Source organism: Acinetobacter sp. AS5 (assembly GCF_048957595.1).
Taxonomy (GTDB): domain Bacteria; phylum Pseudomonadota; class Gammaproteobacteria; order Pseudomonadales; family Moraxellaceae; genus Acinetobacter.
The window spans coordinates 1-2,780 of the sequence record NZ_JARDAL010000078.1; the positions used below are offsets into that span (position 1 = coordinate 1).

The following is a 2,780-nucleotide window of genomic DNA, read 5'->3' on the forward strand; positions in this document are numbered from 1 at the left end:
CCCGATAAAATACCCATAAAACAAGAGGAAGCTCAAATGAGCTTCCTCTTGTGAAAAATTGTGGGACAGCAATGGCTTTAAGCTCCCATTTTTAGTCTTTAATTCGCTTTTTCGCTTCGTCATAAACTATGCTATCAGCTCGTTTTCCGACGGTAATGAGCAGGATAACTACCTGATCATCTTTAACTTGATAGACAAGTCGGACACCAGCTTTTAATAATTTGATTTTATAGCAACCTGCAAGATCGCCTCTAAGCATATTCTTTGGAATATGTGGCTGCTCTATGACTTTGGCTAGTTTCTTTTTAAATTGATCTCGTATAGCAACAGGGAGTTTTTCCCATTCTGCTGTAAAGTCCTTGTGACGTAAAAGCTTATAAGTCATCTAATGTGACTTCCTCAAACATCTCTTTAGGATCATTAATGCGCTTACGGACAAGAGCTAATAATTCTTCATCTTCTTCTGAAAGCAAAGCTTTTTTGACAGGCAGTTTCCCAGTCGTAGCAACATACTCAAGAATACTAGTGAAGAAATCCGTAGGTGCAATACCTTGCTCTTTAAGGATTGAATAAGATTTTTCTTTAAGGGCTTCATCGATCCTGAAGTTAACAGTAGCCATCATATTTCCCAAGTATTTAATGTACTAGGAATAGTGTAATGCAAATTGCATTACAAGTCGAATTCGCATAACAGCCATTATGTTAAATGGAAGGAAGCAAAATAAGTTAACATTTTGCTTCCGGCCACATTAAGCTAGAGTTTTATTTAAATAAAGCTATTTAGTAATCATTAAATTAATTAAAATCTAAATCTAACACCAGCTCCATATAACCAACCTTTCTCAGAGTTTGATTCTATTTGCCACGACGTTTCATCATTACCTTTTGAATACTCATAGGCAATGTCGATATACGGCATGATCTTTTTACTGATTTCATAGCGAGTTTCAAACCCTGCGGTTGCACTGCTTAAACCAGTTTTTTTCGCATATTTAGAGTCATCACTAAAGATAGCATCCAACTCTAAATAAGGTTGAATAATCAACTTTTGCGTAATCAGAAAATCACGTTCCGTTTCTAGGCTAAAGCCCGCATAATTGTCTTCTCCCGCATAGAGATAAGCATCAGTTTCAAAGAAATATGGCGCCATACCATGTAAGCCAATCACCGCATCAACATTTTCTTCGGTGTCTTTGCGATGATCATTGAGTTCAACTTTTTCACTACGATAACGTGCACCAATCTGTGCATCCCAAAAGTCTGAAATCATACGGCTATATAAAAGTTTGGCATCATAATGTGCATCATGCGATTCTTCTTTATCGGCATGAATTTTAATAAAAACCTTATTTTCATCTGTGCCAATACGGGTTTCAAACTCTGACTTTAAATCACCTGTGCCATCTTCATTGACAAGCCACTTATTGTCCACTGTCGTAATCGCATAAATTTGCGCACCGTGTTCTGAGCGATGATCATAATGCGAACTCTGCTGAGCATTCGCATCTGGTACATGATGTAAATGATTAACCGTAGATGTTGCCTGATGTTGTGCCTGATTCATTTGGCTATGGTTCATTTGAGAGCGATCCATTTGCATCGGCTGATTTTGACTAGAAGATGTAGCAACTGTCATTTTTTCAGGCGCACTATGATCTTCACCATTATGTGCCAAACTCACTGCACTGACCATCAACAAAGAGCTTGCTAAAACAGTTTTAGAAAAAAGATTAATGGTGCGCATGTTGATCTCCTTTCTGTACTTTTTGATCTTGCTGTTTCTCTGTTGATTTGTGATGCATTGGCTGATGACCTGCATGTTGATGGTTCATCGGTGCTGAATGTGCAGCATGATTCATTTTCCCCATCATCTGCATGTGTTGTGCATGCTCTTGTGGAGAATGCTGTGAATGATCCATCTCAGACATCGCTTGATGATTCATTGATGGTACATTTTTTCCATCAGTCTGAGCAGTTGAATGATGCCCTTCGTGCGCCAAACTTAAGCTTGTTAAACTCAATACCGCAACAGAAAAAAACGCTTTAAATACAAAATTAGTGATGTGCATGTCCAGCTCCTTTTTGCTCAGTTACTTGGTGAGTTTGAGTCGAATTTGTACCTTGAATTGGCGTTGTAGACACTTGTTCATCGCTAACATTTGCCACGATCAACTTGTTCATCATTCCTGCACTCATGTGATACAACAAATGACAATGGATTGCCCATTCGCCCAACTCATCCGCAGTTAATAAAGCAGTCACTGTTTTACCCGGTGGTACAATCAATGTGTGTTTATTCGGCATATCTACCGACTCTTGACCATTCTCCAACTGCATAAACATGCCATGTAAATGCATGGGGTGCGCCATCATACTGTCATTAATAAATTTGATACGGATACGCTCGCCATACTTCACTTTTAATGGCTCAGCATCGCTGAATTTTTTACCGTTAATCGTCCAAATATAACGCTCCATAGTACCGCCCAAACGCACTACTAATTCACTGCTAGCTTCACGAGTATCTTTTTGCGGTTCTAAAGATTTTAAATCACTATATTGCAAGGCTTTATTGCCCGCAGGTGTAGATGCATTTGCCCAACCATAAACCACTTGATCATTTTCTTGTGGTTTTGCTGTGCCATGCTGTGAATGATCCATTTTCGAGTGATCCATGCCTTGCATATCGCCATGGTTCATTTTTGAATGATCCATTTTCGAGTGATCCATGCCTTGCATATCGCCATGGTTCATTTTTGAATGATCCATTTTCGAGTGAT

5 protein-coding genes are annotated in these 2,780 nt (G+C 39.0%); all 5 read right to left on the reverse strand.

All coding sequences use genetic code 11. The annotated features are described in order from the left end of the window. Positions 1-91: 91 nt before the first annotated feature. Positions 92-385 (reverse strand): type II toxin-antitoxin system RelE family toxin, encoded by a 294-nt coding sequence (locus PV763_RS16420; RefSeq protein ID WP_000221358.1) that lies wholly within the window; start codon positions 383-385, stop codon positions 92-94. Then, positions 375-620, reverse strand: a complete 246-nt coding sequence (locus PV763_RS16425) for a type II toxin-antitoxin system RelB/DinJ family antitoxin (RefSeq protein WP_000246755.1) — start codon at positions 618-620, stop codon at positions 375-377. The genes PV763_RS16420 and PV763_RS16425 overlap by 11 nt, the downstream gene beginning before the upstream one ends. A 179-nt stretch (positions 621-799) precedes the next feature. Next, a complete protein-coding gene (locus PV763_RS16430; RefSeq protein ID WP_004668309.1) occupies positions 800-1,744 on the reverse strand; it encodes a copper resistance protein B in 945 nt (314 codons plus the stop codon). Beyond that, the gene (locus tag PV763_RS16435) at positions 1,731-2,069 is read right to left on the reverse strand and encodes a hypothetical protein (RefSeq protein ID WP_004897649.1); all 339 of its coding nucleotides are present in this window, start codon (positions 2,067-2,069) and stop codon (positions 1,731-1,733) included. The genes PV763_RS16430 and PV763_RS16435 overlap by 14 nt, the downstream gene beginning before the upstream one ends. After that, the coding region (locus tag PV763_RS16440) for a multicopper oxidase domain-containing protein (RefSeq protein WP_286410027.1) at positions 2,056-2,780 on the reverse strand (725 nt) is incomplete at its 5' end. The genes PV763_RS16435 and PV763_RS16440, both read right to left, overlap by 14 nt.